The sequence below is a fragment of the Nitrosopumilus sp. b1 genome, from assembly GCF_014078545.1.
Classification (GTDB): domain Archaea; phylum Thermoproteota; class Nitrososphaeria; order Nitrososphaerales; family Nitrosopumilaceae; genus PXYB01.
The window spans coordinates 54,614-72,067 of record NZ_MU078717.1; the positions used below are offsets into that span (position 1 = coordinate 54,614).

The 17,454-nt window shown below is 37.8% G+C and carries 23 protein-coding genes; 11 read left to right on the forward strand and 12 right to left on the reverse strand.

Annotated features, from left to right (window positions below):
- Positions 1-24 precede the first annotated feature (24 nt).
- Positions 25-660 carry a trimeric intracellular cation channel family protein gene (locus C6988_RS04340; RefSeq protein ID WP_182133838.1) on the forward strand — a complete coding sequence of 212 codons (636 nt, stop codon included), beginning with the start codon at positions 25-27 and terminating at the stop codon, positions 658-660.
- On the opposite strand, the gene C6988_RS04345 is transcribed toward C6988_RS04340, so the two are convergent.
- Complete coding sequence (locus C6988_RS04345) at positions 657-1,523, reverse strand: 50S ribosomal protein L10 (RefSeq protein ID WP_182133839.1); 867 nt, start codon at positions 1,521-1,523, stop codon at positions 657-659. The two genes, C6988_RS04340 and C6988_RS04345, sit on opposite strands and share 4 nt — an antisense overlap.
- Positions 1,516-2,178, reverse strand: a complete 663-nt coding sequence (locus tag C6988_RS04350; protein ID WP_182133840.1) for a 50S ribosomal protein L1 — start codon at positions 2,176-2,178, stop codon at positions 1,516-1,518. The genes C6988_RS04345 and C6988_RS04350 overlap by 8 nt, the downstream gene beginning before the upstream one ends.
- Before the next feature lie 194 nt (positions 2,179-2,372).
- On the opposite strand from C6988_RS04350, the gene C6988_RS04355 reads away from it, so the two are divergent.
- Positions 2,373-2,804 (forward strand): Lrp/AsnC family transcriptional regulator, encoded by a 432-nt coding sequence (locus C6988_RS04355; protein WP_182133841.1) that lies wholly within the window; start codon positions 2,373-2,375, stop codon positions 2,802-2,804.
- Here C6988_RS04355 and C6988_RS04360 read toward each other — a convergent pair whose 3' ends face one another.
- Genes C6988_RS04360 through C6988_RS04370 form a run of 3 tightly spaced genes read right to left on the reverse strand, consistent with a single transcriptional unit; the run spans position 2,805 to position 3,914 of the window.
- On the reverse strand, positions 2,805-3,287 hold the full coding sequence (locus C6988_RS04360) for a 50S ribosomal protein L11 (RefSeq protein ID WP_182133842.1): 483 nt from the start codon (positions 3,285-3,287) through the stop codon (positions 2,805-2,807).
- Between the two features lie 34 nt (positions 3,288-3,321).
- A complete protein-coding gene (locus C6988_RS04365) occupies positions 3,322-3,777 on the reverse strand; it encodes a transcription elongation factor Spt5 (protein WP_182133843.1) in 456 nt (151 codons plus the stop codon).
- A gap of 2 nt (positions 3,778-3,779) precedes the next feature.
- The gene (locus tag C6988_RS04370; protein WP_255464224.1) at positions 3,780-3,914 is read right to left on the reverse strand and encodes a SecE/sec61-gamma family protein translocase subunit; all 135 of its coding nucleotides are present in this window, start codon (positions 3,912-3,914) and stop codon (positions 3,780-3,782) included.
- A gap of 77 nt (positions 3,915-3,991) precedes the next feature.
- Between C6988_RS04370 and C6988_RS04375 the strand changes: the two genes are divergently transcribed.
- Entirely contained in the window at positions 3,992-4,768 is a 777-nt protein-coding gene (locus tag C6988_RS04375; RefSeq protein WP_182133845.1) for a D-aminoacyl-tRNA deacylase, read from the forward strand.
- A complete protein-coding gene (locus C6988_RS04380) occupies positions 4,765-5,064 on the forward strand; it encodes an MGMT family protein (protein WP_182133846.1) in 300 nt (99 codons plus the stop codon). The genes C6988_RS04375 and C6988_RS04380 overlap by 4 nt, the downstream gene beginning before the upstream one ends.
- Here the strand turns inward: C6988_RS04380 and C6988_RS04385 are convergent.
- Both C6988_RS04385 and C6988_RS04390 read right to left on the reverse strand, forming a co-directional pair.
- On the reverse strand, positions 5,061-5,516 hold the full coding sequence (locus tag C6988_RS04385) for a 50S ribosomal protein L19e (RefSeq protein ID WP_182133847.1): 456 nt from the start codon (positions 5,514-5,516) through the stop codon (positions 5,061-5,063). The genes C6988_RS04380 and C6988_RS04385 overlap by 4 nt on opposite strands.
- On the reverse strand, positions 5,500-5,904 hold the full coding sequence (locus C6988_RS04390) for a 50S ribosomal protein L32e (protein WP_182133848.1): 405 nt from the start codon (positions 5,902-5,904) through the stop codon (positions 5,500-5,502). The genes C6988_RS04385 and C6988_RS04390 overlap by 17 nt, the downstream gene beginning before the upstream one ends.
- A gap of 188 nt (positions 5,905-6,092) precedes the next feature.
- Here C6988_RS04390 and pckA point away from each other — a divergent pair, with 188 nt between their 5' ends.
- A complete protein-coding gene (gene pckA / locus C6988_RS04395; RefSeq protein WP_182133930.1) occupies positions 6,093-7,664 on the forward strand; it encodes a phosphoenolpyruvate carboxykinase (ATP) in 1,572 nt (523 codons plus the stop codon).
- A 39-nt stretch (positions 7,665-7,703) separates the two neighbouring features.
- Positions 7,704-7,943, forward strand: coding sequence for a hypothetical protein (locus C6988_RS04400; RefSeq protein WP_182133938.1), 240 nt, complete (start codon positions 7,704-7,706; stop codon positions 7,941-7,943).
- Here the strand turns inward: C6988_RS04400 and C6988_RS04405 are convergent.
- From C6988_RS04405 to C6988_RS04415, 3 genes are all read right to left on the reverse strand, one after another.
- A complete protein-coding gene (locus C6988_RS04405; protein ID WP_182133849.1) occupies positions 7,940-9,712 on the reverse strand; it encodes a sensor histidine kinase in 1,773 nt (590 codons plus the stop codon). The genes C6988_RS04400 and C6988_RS04405 overlap by 4 nt on opposite strands.
- Before the next feature lie 227 nt (positions 9,713-9,939).
- Positions 9,940-10,182, reverse strand: a complete 243-nt coding sequence (locus C6988_RS04410) for a hypothetical protein (RefSeq protein WP_182133850.1) — start codon at positions 10,180-10,182, stop codon at positions 9,940-9,942.
- Positions 10,183-10,469: 287 nt separating this feature from the next.
- Positions 10,470-10,850 (reverse strand): hypothetical protein, encoded by a 381-nt coding sequence (locus C6988_RS04415; RefSeq protein ID WP_182133851.1) that lies wholly within the window; start codon positions 10,848-10,850, stop codon positions 10,470-10,472.
- A 143-nt stretch (positions 10,851-10,993) separates the two neighbouring features.
- Here C6988_RS04415 and C6988_RS04420 point away from each other — a divergent pair, with 143 nt between their 5' ends.
- Positions 10,994-11,581, forward strand: coding sequence for a DM13 domain-containing protein (locus tag C6988_RS04420; protein WP_182133852.1), 588 nt, complete (start codon positions 10,994-10,996; stop codon positions 11,579-11,581).
- Here C6988_RS04420 and C6988_RS04425 read toward each other — a convergent pair whose 3' ends face one another.
- Positions 11,582-13,603, reverse strand: coding sequence for a S8 family serine peptidase (locus C6988_RS04425; protein WP_182133853.1), 2,022 nt, complete (start codon positions 13,601-13,603; stop codon positions 11,582-11,584).
- 82 nt (positions 13,604-13,685) lie between these two features.
- Between C6988_RS04425 and C6988_RS04430 the strand changes: the two genes are divergently transcribed.
- Positions 13,686-14,759, forward strand: coding sequence for a coiled-coil domain-containing protein (locus C6988_RS04430; protein ID WP_182133854.1), 1,074 nt, complete (start codon positions 13,686-13,688; stop codon positions 14,757-14,759).
- 49 nt (positions 14,760-14,808) lie between these two features.
- Complete coding sequence (locus C6988_RS04435) at positions 14,809-15,429, forward strand: superoxide dismutase (RefSeq protein WP_182133855.1); 621 nt, start codon at positions 14,809-14,811, stop codon at positions 15,427-15,429.
- 17 nt (positions 15,430-15,446) lie between these two features.
- On the opposite strand, the gene C6988_RS04440 is transcribed toward C6988_RS04435, so the two are convergent.
- Positions 15,447-15,839: a cupin domain-containing protein gene (locus C6988_RS04440; RefSeq protein ID WP_182133856.1), complete on the reverse strand. Its 393-nt coding sequence runs from the start codon at positions 15,837-15,839 to the stop codon at positions 15,447-15,449.
- Positions 15,840-15,894: 55 nt separating this feature from the next.
- On the opposite strand from C6988_RS04440, the gene pfdA reads away from it, so the two are divergent.
- Positions 15,895-16,317, forward strand: a complete 423-nt coding sequence (gene pfdA / locus C6988_RS04445; RefSeq protein ID WP_182133857.1) for a prefoldin subunit alpha — start codon at positions 15,895-15,897, stop codon at positions 16,315-16,317.
- Between the two features lie 9 nt (positions 16,318-16,326).
- Positions 16,327-17,454 (forward strand): signal recognition particle-docking protein FtsY (ftsY, locus tag C6988_RS04450; RefSeq protein ID WP_255464225.1); only part of this gene is annotated, 1,128 nt, incomplete at its 3' end.

The following is a 17,454-nucleotide window of genomic DNA, read 5'->3' on the forward strand; positions in this document are numbered from 1 at the left end:
TACTCCCTAGCTTCACAATATGGCTTGGTAGATTTTTCAGTTCCAGCAGAGGTATTCATCTATATTTTGGATCTCTTTGGTACAATGGCATTTGCAGTAACTGGTGCATTCAAGGCAATCGAACACAAGTCTGACATTGTAGGAATTTTGATTCTCGCAACGATTACCGGTGTTGCAGGCGGTACAATTAGAGATGTGATTCTGGGGAGATATCCTCCAAACTCTATTGCAGATCCTGCCTATGTTGGAATAACAGTTGCCACTGGAATTGCAATATTTCTATTATACTCACGACTCAAAAAACATTGGAATGTATTTCTAAAATTTGATGCAATTGGATTGGGAGTGTTTACTATCATTGGTGCAACATTTGCCTATCACACATTTGGATTAAATTTCCTAGCAATTACGTTTGCAGGAATTCTTACTGCAATAGGTGGTGGAATTTTACGTGATGTCTTTGTGAGCCAGACCCCTATTGTCTTTGTCAAAGAGTTTTACGCATCGGCAAGTTTTGTCGGTTGTGTAGTGTTCTTTGTCATTCTAAGTATTGGTGGTGAGCTATACTCTGCATCAATCATTGGAATATCACTAGTCACTGGATTAAGACTAGTTGCAATGAAGTATAACTGGAATCTTCCTAGAGTAAAATCTGATTAAGCTGGCTTGTAGTCTTTTGCTTTTGATGCAAGACCTTGTGCTTGTGCATGAGCCTTTTGTAGAATTTGCTCTTTTGTCTCGTCTGTCATATATCCCGATTCTACTGAAACAGAGCGTGCAGATTGTGCAGCCTTTGCAAGTATCTGGGATACGTTTTCTGGTGTGACATATGCTGCCTCTATGGATAATGATATTGCTTCTTGGTGTGCTTGGGCAAACTCGTTTCTGATTGCCTCAATATCGATAACTAGCTCTTCTTTCTTGTAGAGTAGTCCTTCTTCAAGTGCACTCTCAAGTGATACGCCTGCCTCTACTGGCTTGATGTCTAGTTTTCCAAGTAGTGCTGCTAGTTTAGTGTTAATCACCTCGCCCTTTTTGACTGGGGTAGAATCCTTTGAAATCCAAATTGTTCCTTGGTCAATCTTTGTTGGAATCTTTGCTTCTTTGAACTCTGTAAGCATTGGACCTGGAGCAATTCCAGTGTTCTTTGCTGCAACAACAACATCAATGCTTGCAATATCTCCACCTCTTGCTGGCATCATTACTTTGTTTTTTGCAAGTAAAAGATTCAGTTTCAGTGGTGACATGTTTGTGAAAAGTAACATGCATTGTCCCTTTAGCTGCTCAATTGTTTCTTTGAGTCCTGGAACATCAACTTTTGATAATGCTAGCTTTGCAACTTTATCCTTGATTGCAACAAACTCTACATCATCTTTTAGTTTTTTTCTGAGTGGAAGAATTTGTGATGCTCTAACCTTATCCATCTTGATTAGTGCTAAAACTTTGTATTTTTTTGGAAGCTCTTGAAGCTGCTGATACATCTGGGTCTTTCTTTTAGGGTATTCTGTTCTATTCTCATGCATTCTTCTTCTTCACCTGTGGTACTTCTTTGACTAGTTTTCCCATTGTTGTTTTAATCATAATTCTTTTGATGTTCTTGTCACCGCTTGGTAATTTTTTCTCAATTGTGTTAATCACCGTGTGTGCATTTACTGCAAGATCTTTGTTATCCATTGTCTCATCTCCAATTTTGCAAGACAATGACAATGATGCTCTCAGTCTAACTCTAATTGATGATCTAAATCTTTGCAAGAATGATTCAATTGGTGCATTAAATGGAACTGGTGTTGGCATCTTTCCTCTTGGACCGAGAATTTGTCCGAGTACCTTACCTACAACTGGCATGAGTTGTGTATCTGCCAAAAAGAAATCATAACTGTTGATAAATTTACGAGAAGCTCTCTTGTCTGCTCCCATCTTGTTTAGCTCATCTTCATTTACAACTCTGTCTGCTTTTGCATTTTTTGCCTTGGTTCCCATGTCACCTTTTGCCAATACGCATACACGAGCTGGTGAGCTAGTCTTTGGAAGCTGAATGGTCTCATTAAGTGAGAATCCTTTCTTTACATCAATATCTTTGAAGACCATTATCAGTTCGACTGCTTGAGTGAACTTTCTGTCCTTGTCGCCTTCCTTGGCCTTTTTAATCATTGATTCTAACTCTGCATCAGAAACCATTATGCAAGAAATTCAGAAACCCTATTTAAAATCGTTTAGAGGTTGCTGTTTGAAAATGTACAGTTATTTTCAAAAAATCAGATAATTCTACTAGGATTTTACCTGTTTTGGTTTTTTTTTTGAAAAAAAAACCTACATTTATTAACGTCAAGAAAAGATTTTGACAAGCATTGCACCGCTTTGATGAACTTGACATGAAATTACTCTTTGAGTTAACAAAGGACGGTTCAATCTCTGTTCCTAATCTTTCAAAGAAGCTCAACATCAATGCATCTGTTCTATACAGCAGAATCAAGCGCTTGATGAAAAAGAAGCTTATCAAAAAATTCACCATAGTAATTGATGACACTCTCTTGGGATTTGGAGTAAAGGCATCAGTTGGCATAAATCGTGATCCAAAACTAAAGGAGAGCATTCACAAGCAGCTCATGGAGATTCCAGATGTTGCATCTATCTCTGAAGTCACAGGCAGATTTGATATAATGATTCGAGTGTTTGCTGAAAACCTAGAGGCACTTCATACTGTCGTTATCGAAAAGATTGGTAAGATTGATGGAATTCAGGGAACTGAGACATTTGTTGAATTACAAAAAACTGAAAAAGACCCTGTATACCTGATAAAATAACTATTGGAACTTTGCGTCCCATTTACCCTCATTAATCTCTGCAGTAATCTCTTTTGGAGATTTTCCTTCTACCTTGATTCCCAGGCTTCTGCAGGTACCAATGATGGTCTTTGCAACTGATTTGATTGATGTAGCATATGACGTCTCTAGTTTTGTCTTAGCTACCTTGATTACGGCATCCATTGGAATATCTCCAGCAAATTCAGTATTTGGAGTGCCGGAGCCTTTTTGGACTCCTGCTTCTTTCATGATTAATGCTGCAGCAGATGGGATGCCTATCTCAATTTCATACTTTTTGGTATCTGGATAAACTGAAACTGTAACTGGAACTTTCATTCCATCAAAGTCTTTTGTCTTTTCATTAATGGCATTGATGACTTCCATGATGTTTACGCCCATTGGACCAAGTGCTGGACCTAATGGAGGACCTGCTGATGCTTGTCCGCCTGTAACAAGTGATGAAATTTTTTGTGCTTCTGCCATGTTGATTACCTCATTTATGAAAATTTAATCCTTGCTAACTGGTTGAAATCTTGAGATAGTTAGCATCGACTGTAACTGGAAGTTGATATGATGCATCTAGTAACACTACCGTTGCCTCTTCCTTTTCATGGTCAATTCTGGTGATTGTGGCCTTCATTCCCTTAAATGGTCCACCAGTGATCTCAACTGTGTTGTCTACTGCAAGTTGTGTCACAGTTGATTTCTTTACCAAGTATCCTTCAATATCTTTAAACTCTAATTCCCCACGAAGCTGACCTCTGATGTGTCGGACTCCCTCAATTGCTGCAAATGCAGTGTTTGGGTCTAGTGCTTCAATTACAACATATCCCTTGAGATTATCAACAAGTAATACTGACTGGATGTTGATTTTTCCCATCTTAGCTCTCGCTTCCATAAGGTTCATGACAACTTTTTCCTGTCCGCCAGTTGTCCTAATTGCAAAGAGATGAGATTTTACTTCTTGAGACAATTTTATCCTTCTAATGTAAAAACTGAAAATACAAACTGAATTATAAATCCAATCGTGCCGACGCCGCCAATTCCAAGTAGCACTAGTCGCAGATGCTGCATATAGTCATCTTTGTCTGATTTTCTGGTAATTTTCATGGTGTTTACCATGTTCTTCAGAGTCTGCTTGGGGTTCATTGCCTGAAATTAATAAGGTGTCTTTATATCTTTTATCTGTGGATTTACTCGTAGCCTACCAAGACGACCCAGCAGGTCACAATATGGCCAAATTCATATCAAAGGATATGAAAAAAGAGGGCGACATTTTTCGTGGCAAAAAATACGATTTATTGATAATTCCAACTCCAGCAATTTCATCTGATTGGCTAGAAGAAAAATATCATTACGACGGGTTTGTCTTTTTATCAAAACATGCAGCAGAATCAGGAGTTTTGGCACTCACCTGTCACAGTACAGGAAATTTTTCTGATGCAATGTTTGGGGGAAATGATCGCCAAGTCGCAGTACCATATCCAAACATACAAAAAAAATATCTACAAACTTTGGCAAAAAACCAAAATTCATTTTCAGAGTTTGATATCACAATAGAGGCAACCCATCATGGGCCCACTGCTTTATCAAAACCTACAATCTTTATCGAGATTGGAACCACTGAAAAACAGTGGACAGACCAGAATCTATGCAATAGGGTAGCAAGTCTAGTCAAAGAAACACTAGAATCTGAAATCCCAAGATATCCTGTGGCAATCTGTTTTGGCGGAACTCATTATCCATCAAAATTCACAAAAGAGCTTTTGGAGGGAAAACATGCACTAGGGACTGTCATTCCAAAGCATGGCTTGGATGCACTGGATGAGGAATTATTCAATCATATTCTTTCTCAAAACAAGGGCGCAGAGGCTGCATTACTTGATTGGGGAGGACTGGGTCAAAACAAACAAAAGGTTATGGATTTCCTAAAGGCAACTGATCTTGAGGTCATAAAACTTTGAATCTTGAAAATCGAGTTTACAAGAAATTGTTAGAGGTTCCAGAGGGAAAGGTCACAACTTATGGTGAGCTAGCAAAAGCAGTTGGTCTAAAAAATGGACAACGTGTAATTGGCAGAATTATGAACAAGAATCCTTACCCTGTAATTGTTCCATGTCATCGAGTCATAAAATCAGATGGCAAGATTGGCGGATATGCATATGGAGAGGATGTAAAAAATGCGATGCTATCAAAAGAAGGAATCACAATTAGAAAGGGAAAGATTCAGGAATTAGAAAAAACAATACACAGATTCTAGTTGTTTCGTTTTTCTATTGCTTCATTGATTAGCAATCTAAGGTGAGCCTTGTTTCTGACTGTGGCACCACCAATCTTTTTGTACAATTCCTTAAACTCTGGATTTGTAATCTCTTTTCTGTCCTTTGCAACTTTGAGTATGTATCGCAATGCGCGGACATTTTTAACATAAACTTCTTTTTTGCCAACTCGTGCACCCATTCGTCCTTTCTTGGAACCTGCCTTTGCTCCTCTCTTCTTTTTCTGTAGTGCCTTAAATTGAGCACGACCACGGGATGTTCCCTTGAATGACTTTATCTTGATTGTATTGGCAGTAATCAAGCTGCGAATGTTCTCTCTTGTAATTGCATCTGCAATGTCATCTAGATGATCAGAATCAAAGCGAATTCTATGGATTCCGACTCCAGTCATTCTGGAGACGAGTCTCTTTTTTGCTCTAAGATTTATTGGCACCAGCTGACACCCTTGCGTTGAAAACTTTGAATTTCTTTTCTAATGCTTTTACCATGATCTCTTTTCTCTTTTTTGTTCCAACACCATGACCAATTCTTAGGCCATCAGTCTTTGGATTCAAATTTTCTAAATCTGCAATATTGAAAACTAAATTATCTGTAAATCCAGATGGATGTAATCCTCGTGATTCTTTTGGAGCTCCATATCCTACTTTAACAAGTCCAGGTCTGCCTCTGCCCTTTTGTTTTCTCTGATGATTGTCGATTCCTTTTGGTTTTCTCCAAGATGTCTCTAATCTCTTGTATCTCCAGCTCTCTCCTCTTCTAAATGCTGGTCTGCCCTCGACAATCTTTTGTCTTACTTCGAGCTTCTCTTTGTTGATCGGCATGAGATGACTCTTGAAATTTTAAATAAATAGGTATCTCAAGGTCTCTTCTTCGGATTTTTTCTCATCGGAAAGAGATAATAAGGAAATTTGGGGCGGATCGATTTATCTATGATTATTTTGGCTGTAACTCTAGATGACCTATTGGAGGTCTTTGGATGACTGAGCAGGCCAAGATAACCACTGAATTTATGAATCAAATTCAGTCTTTTGGAATTTCACCTTCCAAAGTCCACAGAAATCTGTCTGTCGAGCAGCTAATCGATACTGCAGTCAAGAAAAATGAGGGTATAGTAACTGCATCTGGCTCACTTTCGGTAAAGACAGGCAAGTACACTGGACGTTCTCCTGATGATAGATTCATTGTTTATGATGATGTGACTCATGATACCGTAGACTGGGGAAAGATCAACCACCAATTTCCGGTAGGCAAGTTTGATAAGATTTTTGAGAAGATGAAAAAATTTGTGGAAGGAAAGGAGCTTTACGTCTTTGATGGATTTGTTGGCGCAGACAAAGAGAACCGATTGGCAATCAGAGTAATAAATGACCATGCATGGCAAAACCTCTTTGCAAGGCAACTCTTCATTAGGCCTTCTGCAGCAGAGCTTTCAGAACACAAGCCAGACTTTACAGTAATGTGCATAAACGAATTTGAGGCGTTACCCGAAGTCGATGGAACAAACTCTAATGTTTTCATTCTAATTGACTTGACAAAAAAAATTGTACTCATTGGTGGAACTAGCTATGCAGGTGAGATGAAAAAATCGATGTTTTCAGTAATGAACTTTCTTTTGCCATCAAAAGGAGTTTTCCCAATGCACTGTTCTGCAAACATTGGCAAGAGCGGAGACACTGCACTCTTCTTTGGACTATCTGGTACAGGAAAGACAACTCTATCTGCAGATCCTGACCGAATGTTAATTGGTGATGATGAGCATGGTTGGTCAGATAAGGGTGCGTTTAACTTTGAAGGTGGATGCTATGCAAAATGCATCAATCTAAGTCAAGAGGCAGAACCACAAATTTGGAATGCAATAAAGTCTGGCGTAGTTTTAGAAAATGTTGTAATAAACAAAGAGACGCTTCAACCTGACTTTGATGATAACACACTAACTGAAAACACACGAGCTGCATATCCGCTTGATTACATTCCAGGCGCTGTGATTCCAAGTGTTGGAACACATCCAAAGGTAATTGTATTTCTTACAGCAGATGCACTAGGTGTCTTACCACCAGTATCTCGATTAACTAAGGAAGGCGCAATGTATCACTTTATGTCAGGATACACTAGTAAATTAGCAGGAACTGAGCGAGGAATCAAGGAACCAAAGGCAGTATTCTCTGAATGCTTTGGGGCACCATTCATGCCAAGACCCGCTTCTGTATATGCAAAGATGCTTGGAGAGAAGATCAAGAAACACAACACTGTGGTGTATCTTATCAATACTGGCTGGTCAGGCGGCCCATATGGCGTAGGAAAACGTGTGAAAATAAAGTATAGTCGTGCTATGGTAACTGCTGCAATCAATGGTTCACTTGATATTGTAAAGTATCGACACGATGATTTCTTTAACCTTGATGTTCCGACTGAATGTCCTGATGTTCCCTCTGAGATACTTGATCCAAAACATACTTGGGAGGATAAAGACTCGTATGACCTATCTGCAAAAAAACTTGCATCCATGTTTGTTGATAACTTTAAGAAATTCAAAAATGTCTCACCTGAGATCCTAAATGCAGGACCAAAGGTATCCTACTGAAATTTGGATAATTAATCAAATATTTTTTCCACGTGGTTTATGCGTCTGTCAAATCTCACCGAACTTCATCCTCCTAGAATTGAGATTTGGCATGACGAGGTGAAAAATATTAAAAACTCAAATAATGTAAGGTTAACCATGATGACCTCGCCCCCTGACCCAAAACTCGGTGATGAGATCTGCCCTATCTGTAAAAAGGCAAAGAGCAAGCATACTCCAGAAGAGATGCTATCTTGCTCTAGAAAATTAATCGAATCTAAAAATTCTGAAGATGTTTAATTCTTTTCTGATATCTTAATCCCAAATGGCAGTGTTATGGTAAATCTAGTTGGATTATTGCTCACTGATATTGTACCGCCGTGTTTCTCGATGATATTTTTACAGCTTGCAAGACCTAGTCCGGTGCCTGTCTGTTTTGTAGTAAATAGCGGCTCAAATATCTTATCCATATTTTCTTGTGTAATTCCCTTTCCAGAATCTTGAATGGTGATTTTTACATTGTTGCTATCCTTTTCAAAATTGACACTTACCTCGCCTTCTTGTCCTACTGCGTGTAAGGCATTTTGAATTAGATTTGAAAATACGGCTTGAATCTGAACGGTATCTACAGAAATCAAAACACCCGAGTTTGGAAGACACAATTTGACATCTGGTGGAATATCAAATGATGACACTGACAGATTTAGTAGATCAAGCAAGTCAGCCTCTTCTCTTTTGATATCTCTGTTCCTAACAAAATCAAGTACTTCTGTAATCTGCCTTTCCATGCGCTCAACTGCCCTATTCATCATGGCAAATTGCCTCTTTTCGTGCTCAGATAAAACATCTCTCCTTGTATATTCCATTAATTCAAGTGAATTCTTTACAACACTCAGGGGATTTCGTAAATCATGTGCAATTCTGGATGCTAATTCACCAATTGCAGCAAATCTTGTTTCATTGAGAAGTTTAATTTTATTTTCTCGTAATGTATTTTCCATCGTTTGAATATCTTTTGATAATTGACCGATTTCATCATTGCCAGTTATTGCCACTCTAGTTGTAAACTCTCCATCAGCAATCTCTTTTGTAGCATTAGAGAGTTTTCGAATTCTTTGAGTAAATGTCTTTGAGAAAAAAACGGAGCCAATTATGGTTGCTATTATTACAACAGCAAGTGAGACCAATGTCATGTCCCTAATGCTATAAATCGTTGAAAATGCTTCATCTCTGTCAATCTTTACGGCCAAACCCCAATCAGTTGACTCGATATATCTTGTTGCAGCAAGAACTGACTCTCCGCGATAATCAACAGTGAATAGATGAGTATCCTCATTTTTCATTAGTGCTTGAGTTATCGGTACTTCGATCTGTTCTTTTTGAATCACTCTGTTTGTGATGGCATTCTCATCAAATCGCAGTGTTGTGATAAACATCGCATCTCCGTTATTATCTCTCATTGCAAGAAATGTCTCACCCGTATCTCCTAATGCAGTATAGTCTGATGAAATTTCAAGTATTGTTCTTGGGTCAACTTTGATAGCTAAAACTCCTATGGTACTGCCATTCAAAATTAAAGGACCCGAAATGCAAATCTCTGGAGAGTTATCTAAAATGTTAGTACCAAATGTCAAAGTATTTTTTGTATATCCATCAACAAACATTTTTTCTGCAGACATTATTTTTCCCAAAACTGTTTCTTCAGTAGAAAAGATCACCTCGCCGGATGAATTAATTATAAAAACAGTATCAATATCCCCTATCGAATCTTTTGCATCTTTGATTATCTCTTGAATTTTTACTGCATCCTCTGCATTTCTATTTTGGTTAAACTGCTCTAGACTAATTTTTAGCTGAGTTCTACTCGTAATTCCATCTAATCTTTCAAAATTTCGTTCAATTGACTCTTCGACTCTCTTTTCCTGAATCGATGCAATTCCATCAAGTTTATCTAAAACATCATGGGTGATTTTGCTCTTAGCATTATCATAATTTATCACACCAACTATGCCGATGGCTGGGATGCTAGTAAGTAGGAAAATTACTAGGATCTTAGTCCTAATATTCATGAAAAAATGTGCTTTCTGTCAATATTAAGAGGATGTTTGCTTGATTTAACAAACTAGTAATGTCTGATGGGTCTTGCTTGATGATTTGTAATTTGATGGTGCATTTCAGCATGATTTACCTCTTTGAATTCTAGGTCACAGCGGTAACACTTCCATGCATTCATCATGGTTATCTGTATACAAATTTTGTATTTAACAACAATGAACGATTTGTCTTTTTGATTCCATCATGCATATGATAAATTCCTTACATGGCTTGAATCATTTCTAAAGACTTGATTGAATCTTTTCTGTAAAAGTTGCTCTGCCTCTTTTGTAACCTTCTTGCCAAGCTTGTCCACCTTCTGACAAAACTCTATTGCTGGAAGAGACTTTAGATTCTTATACTGTTCGTCAGTCATGACTCCACCGTAGATCTTTGTCTGGTCTTTGAACTTGAATCTTACAGTCACGTCATTTGCAGCATGCACGATATACCTTATTCTAATATAATATTCTAGGATTGATGGTGTTCATTTGAACAAACACATCCATACATACCATACCGCAAAACCATAGAGCATCTTTTAATGAAAAAAGATGCGAGAAGATACAGATGATTGACTATACAAAGTACCTAAAGTGTCCTGACTGCAAAAAAAATGAGCCTTACTGCCCTGTTCATAGAAGAGAGGTAGAAAGGCTACTCGGCATGACACAGTGCTAGATATCAGTCAAGTATCTACTCCTTAATTTTACTTGATGGCGTAATTGCAGTCTAGTGATTTCTTTCCACATAATCTACAATCTTCATGATATCCTTGATGTACTCTGGTTTTTCACCTTCAATGCTGACAAATAACATGTGGCCATTTTGCAGCGGTACTGTTATTCTCTTTATCTTTTCATATCCCACAATGGCATATTGTCCTCTTCCAATCTTTTCTGCCAGAGTATCACGAACTTTCCATGTTTCAGCTGCTCTTCTCAAGGACTGCTTTGTCTCATCAAGGGTCAATATGTTATCTACATTGTTTCTGTGACTGTTCCATAGAATGTTCCCATCCTTGTCGCATACTGCAGCAAATCTTGCATACTTGTTTGCCTCCATTATCATGCTTACAAGACGACCTTCGGGGTCATCTACTGTTTGTGACATGTGCCAATGACGGCATTTTAGATGATAAGCCTGTTCATTGTTTTTGTAAAAATCTGTTTAAATTTTACATCATATTCAAATGATTGTTAATTTGGTAAAAATTCTGTCAAATGCTTAATAGTTCATATGAATTGTTTCCCTTTATGAAAAAGACCATCAGCATTGGAATTATAGTTGCTGCAGTTGCAGTAGGAATTGGTTTGGCCAGTCCATTGTTCTATGAAAGACAAATAGATGAACCATTGCCTGTGGCATTAAACAAAATCGAAGAAGGACTGACACTTGAAAAGTTCAATAACATGGAAGACTCTGCACAAGAATCTCTAGTCCAAAAGATGCCTGAAAAGATAAAGGCAATGATCATGGAAGAGATGGCACAAACTGAATCCCAAGTCTCTGATGAGATGGGCGATGACTCTGTATCTATTCTAAAGACAGGACAATTTGAGGGATTAGTTGGCCACAAAGCAATGGGTACTGCAAAGACAATCATGGTTGGCGATACAACATACCTGCGATTTGAAAATTTTGAGGTAACAAATGGTCCTGATTTGCGAGTATATCTTACACCTGGTGGAGATGTAAAGCAAGGAATTCATCTTGAAAAGCTAAAAGGAAGCAAGGGTGACCAAAATTATCTTCTTGAGGGAATTGACACCGATACATATGATACTGTTGTAATTTACTGCCAACCATTTGGCGTATACTTTGGCCAGGCAATGCTTTCTTGATTATCTTCTAATTCTCATTCCCACTAGTCCAAGCAGTCCTATAATCAAAACAAGTAGCATTAGCGTTCTTTCAGGAATTCCAATGATTCCAAATACGTCTACGTCGCCATTTGTTGAATGAATGCTTACTTTTTCATATGCATCAAAGGTTTGCCCATCAGAGGTAATCTTTGCATCAACCCAATAATCCCCATTCTCAAAGATTTGAACTTGTGCATCACTGTTGGGAGTTGATGATGTAGTGTACTCTTTTCCTGTCTCTTGATTAGTAATGGTAATCTTTGCAAATATCCACTCTTTAGGATGATTCACTCCAATTTGTAACAGTCCTTTTTCTTCTGAAATATCCAATGAGGAAATGGTTGATTTTAGGATAATTGGAATATTGTAAGTTACCTCATTGTTATCAATGTAAAGTCTACCCTGATACTCTCCTGCCACATCTTCATTTAATGAAGCACTAACTAGGATCTCGTTTCCAATTTGTGTATGGTTAATTGCTAAAATGTCAGGGCTTTCATATCGTATCTTCAAATCTCCAATCTCTCCATTTATTGGGCGAACTACTAGTGATTCAGTCTTTAGCTTATCTTGTGATGAAATGTAGTAATTCAGATATGGTGGCAAAATTATCAGATTTGCATCAAATGCTTTTGTGACGTTTAATCTCCCTGATCCTGAAATATCCATTGGAAATTCATTCCCATATGCATCAGATACAGCATCTGACGTGCTCACAAGAATTGACTTTATCTCTAAAGGAGAAAGCTCAGGATTCTTTTGTAAAAGTAATGCTGCAGCACCTGTCACATGTGGTGCTGCAAAACTAGTCCCGCTTGTAAAGTTGTATCCTCCTCCGGATAGTGTAGTGTTTACAAATGCACCTGGTGCCACCATGTCTGGCTTGTTGTAAAATGGCGACACTGGGCCACGCGAGCTAAAGTACGCAACAAAGTCTGGATTGTAAAACACATGCAGCTTGCCAACAGTTTTGTTCTCAAGCATCTTTTGAATCTCCAAGCCGTCTTCCCTTGACATTGATAGTGCCGGAATTCTTGGATAGTAATCTGGATCTGAGAATTCATGGAGTAGCTCTCCAAGATAAATTCCCTGTTCATTATTGTAAATTAATACTGCTCTTGCACCTGCGTCAGCAGCATTTGATTCCTTTTCTGAAAAGTAAACAAGTTCGTCTTTGACATCACTTCCCCTTTGTACTAGCATGATGCTTCCATCAAAGTTTCCAGTAAGGTCCCTTTCTCTACCATACTCGCCAAAGAGAATCTCTCCTTCTATTGGGGATGATAACTTTTGAGTTCCAACCATTGGAAGAACCTGATACTGTTTTTCATTAATCTCAAGTGTAGCAACAAGACTTGAAGTGATGTTATTGTAAGTTGCACCAACTGTAATTGAATTTGCATTAATTCCTGGACTGCCAATACTGCCCAATGCAGGACCATCATTTCCTGCAGCTGTTACAACAATGATTCCATTTTCAATTGCCTGATTAACCGCTGCATCAATTCGGGAATTTGTCTTGTTTACCCCAAGGCTGATATTGATTATGTCGACTTTGTCTACGATTGCCTGCTCTATTGCCTTGATGATTAGCTCTGAAGAGACAGATTCTCCATCATCTGAAACCTTGTATGCTACTACCTTTGCTTTTGGAGCAATTCCCCTTATCTGACCATCTGCTGCTATGATTCCTGCCACTTGAGTTCCATGACCATTAGTGTCAATGGGAGGTCCATCCTGAACAAAGTTTTTTCCTCCAGTTATCTTTCCATCCGGTCCAAACCCTAAAAGATCTGGATGATTAAAGTCAATTCCAGTATCAATTACAGCAATTGTAATTCCTTCCCCATCAAATCCTAATTCCCTTGCTGCATCTATGCCAATGTATGGTGCACTCTTTTCAAGATACAGTGTAGCAGAGTCATCTAGTGGTGATAGAGCAAGAATTATCCCAAATATTCCAGAAATTATAATGAAAAACAATAATCTTACAGAGTTCATGTTACTATGAAAATTGCATATCTATTCTAATGTTTAACGTCAAATAGAAATAGTCCTTGATAAAATTAATTCATGCAGGGGTATGGGTCTATTAAAAAGAAACAAGGTCAAAGATGACTTTGAGAAAAAATCACAGGAGAACGAGGATCTAGAAAAATTAACAGCTCATCGATATCAAAATGAGCTAAAATACCTGGAAACAGAAATTCAAGTAAATACTGATAATCTCAAAATTCTAACAGCTCAGATTACTGCCGCCAAGGATGAGACTAAAAAGAGAAACGAAGAACTTGCATTAGCTAAATCAAAATTAGATGAAATAACAAAGAAGCTGCAATCAAAGACTGAAGAATATTCCGATTTACTAAACGAGATAAAGAATGCAAAATCTACAAAGTTTTCTGCACCTACTCCAAAAGAGTATTCAACTAAACTCTCAAGAGAGGAACAAGAACTAGAATCTAAGGTTAAAAAATCACTAGAGACATTAGCTGAAATTGAATCAAAACAAAAATCTACAAATGAAACCTTACAAAAAACACTTGAAAAGTTAGAACAATCCAAAAAAGATTTAGAGAAATCAGAATTAAATTTATCATCTGAGAGAACTCTACACACTAAACTGTCTCAGGAGATTGAATCAAAGAAAAAAGAGCTAGAATCAATTAGCGAGATGATCATACAACAAAAAAATCACATCAAGGATATAGAGTCCCTAAAACAAAAGAATTTAGAATTACAAAAGCAACATAATGATCTTCAATCAAAGGCTTCCAAGTCCCAGTCAGTATTATCTGAAATTGAGGCAAAGCAAAAGGTTGCAAAAAGGGATCTTGACTCTAGCCTTGTAACTCTGGAATCCTCAAGAAAGGAGATCAAGATCTTAAAATATGAATATGAGGACATCTCAAAAAAGATCACACTAGCTAGACAAGAACTCAAGTTTATCGATAAACAATTTGCAAACCTTGATGAAAAATATGCATCAAGAAATATTGTAGATGCAACAAATGCTATAGTGGCCTCACTTAACACCAAACTACAAGATCATAGAAGAGAGCTTGAGGCAATGAGAAATGCTATCGTTCAAGAGAAGCAAAAATACGAAGAAGCACAACTTAAGATAGAAACACTAAAGTCCAAACTCAAAAACTAGCCTAAAAAATCACAAATCAATAAATTATGTGCGGACAACATTGCATACTATGGGTAAATACACACTTCCAGAAATGCCATATGCATACGATGCACTAGAACCGCATCTTGATGCAAAGACTATGGAAATCCATCACTCAAAACATCATCAAGCCTATACTGACAAACTCAATGCAGCCCTAGAACAATGTGGGGCAGATGTCCAAAACAAAGACATCATTGAGATACTTGGTGATCTAAGTCAAGTACCTGATGCTCAAAGAGGAGCAGTCAACTTTAACGGTGGTGGTTTCGATAATCACAGGCTATTTTGGAACAATATGAAACCAAATGGCGGCGGAGAACCAGGCGGTGCAATAGCTGACGCTATCAAGGCATCATTTGGAAGCTTTGCTGACTTTAAAGAAAAGTTCTCATCAACCACTGCAACAATTCAAGGCAGTGGATGGGGATGGTTAGTATACAATCCTTCATCAGGTAAGGTTGAATACAAATCAATGCCAAACCAAACTAGCCCAAGAACTGAGAAATTAGTTCCACTGTTGGGTTGCGATGTTTGGGAACATGCATACTATCTCAAATACCAAAACAAGAGACCAGACTATATTGCAGCCTGGTGGAATGTTGTAAACTGGGATGAGGTAGAGAAGAGATTTTCTAAAGCCAAATAAAGAATATTCTTTATTTTTTATTTTTCATCTAACCAGACATTCTTGATGTCTTTTTTATCTCCAATTGCAAATGCAATTCCTTCCCATCTTTTTGAATACTTGTTTTCAAATCTATGTTGAACTTTTGGTGGAATGAAGATCATTGTATTGGGTGTGATTACTTGGGTTTTCTTACCGACAGTTACTTTGCATCTTCCTTCTAATGAATAAACTACAACATACTCGTTTTGATGAATGTGCATCTGGTGAACGTCACCTGGCTCAATTCTAGCTTCTAATCCAATGATTCTGCTTCCCTTGATCTTCTCATCTAACATTAGGCGAATCTTTAGCCTGTCTGAGGGATGATCATCATATGGATGAATCCATTTTGATTTTGACTTGAATAATTTTGCTTGTTGCTTTTTCATTGTTCTCTAAAACCCACGAATGAATTTATAACCATCTGTTAGAATTTGGATGTAAATGAGTGAAGAGCAGGCCCAGCAATTATTGTACCAATTACAAATGCTTGAGGGATATGTAGGAGATCTCGCACACAGAGAAAATACACTAGTCACAGTTCTTCAAGAGGCAATCTCTGCAACAGAATCACTCAAGGAATTAAAGACAAAACCTGATGCAAGCTCACTTGTCCCTGTAGGCCTGGGAACTTTTGTGAAATCAAAAATTTCATCTAATGAAAAAGTAGTTCTAAACATTGGTGCCGGAGTTGCAGTCGAAAAAGACACTGATTCTGCAATTAACTATCTTGAGGCAAGAATTAAAGAAATTGAAGTTGCATTACAAGACGCATCTGCTAAAAAACGTGATGCAGAGGCACGATTAGAGCATGGAAAGCAGCAGATTAACCAAATGATGCAGTCATCACGCTCACCTCCGCAATAATAGATTGACATGTTTGACAAACTACGAAATTCCTTTTCCAATGTAGCTAAAAGCCTTGGAGAGCGTGAACTAAAAGAAAAAGACATTGATGAAATCCTCTTTGAACTTGAGGTATCTTTACTGGAATCCGATGTCGCAACTGAGGTAATTGATGAGATTAAATCTGAATTAAAAACAAAACTCGTTGGCTCAAAAGTTGACAAAAACAAATTTGAAGAATTTATCAAAAATAGTCTAATAGAGATTATCTCTGGACTGTTTGATTCTGCTGGTACGATTGATCTAATGCAAAATATCACTGACAAAAAATCATCACCAGAGCCTTACATTATTTTATTTGTTGGAATAAACGGCACTGGAAAGACTACAAGCCTTGCAAAGCTTGCACATCTTTTATCAAAATCAAAATTCTCAGTAGTTATTGCAGCAGCTGATACCTTTAGGGCTGGAGCAATTGAACAGATTAGGGAGCACACAAACCGCCTTAATCTAAAACTGGTGGCACAAAATTATGGCTCTGATCCTGCCGCAGTAGCGCGTGATGCAGTGCTATATGCAAAATCTCACAAGATTGACTGTGTACTGGTAGACACTGCAGGTAGAATGCAAACCAGCAAGAACCTCATGGAGCAGATTGCAAAGATTACAAATGTTGTAAAACCTGACTTTAAAATTTTTGTAGGTGACTCCCTAGCAGGAAACGATACTGTTAATCAAGCAAAAGAGTTTCATGAGCATGTAAAATTTGATGCATCAATTCTTACCAAAAGCGATGCAGATGCTAGAGGCGGTGCAGCATTATCAATTGTCAAAGTTACATCTACTCCAGTTTTGTATGTTGGAGTTGGTCAAGAATATGATGATCTAAAACCATTTGACAAAGATACGTTTCTAGAAACTGTATTTGGTTCTAGTAAAACTTCTAGTATTCCATCACTGCAACCAAAAATTTCAAAACCCGTTGAAGAACAAAAAGATGAAACTGTTGAAGAATCAAAAGAAATCATAGAAGAGAGTGAAGAAATAGAGGAACCAGAGCCCATCCCAGAAAAGAAACAAGAACCAGAGTCTCCTCCAGAACCAGAACCAGAACCAGAACCAGAACCAGAACCAGAACCAGAACCAGAACCAGAACCA

Excerpts from the sequence above, each read along its gene's own strand:
- C6988_RS04345 (WP_182133839.1), bottom strand. The coding sequence starts at position 1,523 with ATGCATGAGAATAGAACAGAATACCCTAAAAGAAAGACCCAGATGTAT.
- C6988_RS04350 (WP_182133840.1), bottom strand. The coding sequence starts at position 2,178 with ATGGTTTCTGATGCAGAGTTAGAATCAATGATTAAAAAGGCCAAGGAA.
- C6988_RS04355 (WP_182133841.1), top strand. The coding sequence starts at position 2,373 with ATGAAATTACTCTTTGAGTTAACAAAGGACGGTTCAATCTCTGTTCCT.
- C6988_RS04360 (WP_182133842.1), bottom strand. The coding sequence starts at position 3,287 with ATGGCAGAAGCACAAAAAATTTCATCACTTGTTACAGGCGGACAAGCA.
- C6988_RS04370 (WP_255464224.1), bottom strand. The coding sequence starts at position 3,914 with ATGAAAATTACCAGAAAATCAGACAAAGATGACTATATGCAGCATCTG.
- C6988_RS04390 (WP_182133848.1), bottom strand. The coding sequence starts at position 5,904 with ATGCCGATCAACAAAGAGAAGCTCGAAGTAAGACAAAAGATTGTCGAG.
- pckA (WP_182133930.1), top strand. The coding sequence starts at position 6,093 with ATGAATCAAATTCAGTCTTTTGGAATTTCACCTTCCAAAGTCCACAGA.
- C6988_RS04400 (WP_182133938.1), top strand. The coding sequence starts at position 7,704 with ATGCGTCTGTCAAATCTCACCGAACTTCATCCTCCTAGAATTGAGATT.
- C6988_RS04405 (WP_182133849.1), bottom strand. The coding sequence starts at position 9,712 with ATGAATATTAGGACTAAGATCCTAGTAATTTTCCTACTTACTAGCATC.
- C6988_RS04415 (WP_182133851.1), bottom strand. The coding sequence starts at position 10,850 with ATGTCACAAACAGTAGATGACCCCGAAGGTCGTCTTGTAAGCATGATA.
- C6988_RS04420 (WP_182133852.1), top strand. The coding sequence starts at position 10,994 with ATGAAAAAGACCATCAGCATTGGAATTATAGTTGCTGCAGTTGCAGTA.
- C6988_RS04425 (WP_182133853.1), bottom strand. The coding sequence starts at position 13,603 with ATGAACTCTGTAAGATTATTGTTTTTCATTATAATTTCTGGAATATTT.
- C6988_RS04430 (WP_182133854.1), top strand. The coding sequence starts at position 13,686 with ATGGGTCTATTAAAAAGAAACAAGGTCAAAGATGACTTTGAGAAAAAA.
- C6988_RS04435 (WP_182133855.1), top strand. The coding sequence starts at position 14,809 with ATGGGTAAATACACACTTCCAGAAATGCCATATGCATACGATGCACTA.
- C6988_RS04440 (WP_182133856.1), bottom strand. The coding sequence starts at position 15,839 with ATGAAAAAGCAACAAGCAAAATTATTCAAGTCAAAATCAAAATGGATT.
- pfdA (WP_182133857.1), top strand. The coding sequence starts at position 15,895 with ATGAGTGAAGAGCAGGCCCAGCAATTATTGTACCAATTACAAATGCTT.